The following is a 381-nucleotide window of genomic DNA, read 5'->3' on the forward strand; positions in this document are numbered from 1 at the left end:
ACACCGAGTCGATGAAGACGGCCTTCACCGTCTCCGTCGACGCATCCGCCGCCCACGGCGTGAGCACCGGCATCTCGGCCGCCGACCGGGCCACCACGCTCCAGCTCCTCGCGAGCGGCACCGCAGAGCCCACCGACCTCGTCCGCCCCGGCCACGTCTTCCCGCTGCGCGCACGCTCCGGTGGCGTACTCGAACGCAACGGCCACACAGAGGCCGCCGTCGACCTCGCCCGCCTCGCAGGACTGCGCCCGGCCGGAGCCATCGTCGAGATCGCCGGCGAGGACGGCCGGATGCTACGCCTGCCCGAACTGATTCCGTTCGCCCGCAAGCACGGCCTGACGATCATCTCCATCGAAGACCTGATCACCTACCGCCGCACCT

At 70.9% G+C, this 381-nt stretch carries 1 protein-coding gene; it reads left to right on the forward strand.

The window, feature by feature from the left end; all coding sequences use genetic code 11:
• The coding region (locus tag J0695_RS37895) for a 3,4-dihydroxy-2-butanone-4-phosphate synthase (protein WP_206969369.1) at window positions 1–381 on the forward strand (381 nt) is incomplete at both ends.

It is taken from the genome of Streptomyces beijiangensis (assembly GCF_017315755.1).
Classification (GTDB): Bacteria; Actinomycetota; Actinomycetes; order Streptomycetales; family Streptomycetaceae; genus Streptomyces; species Streptomyces beijiangensis.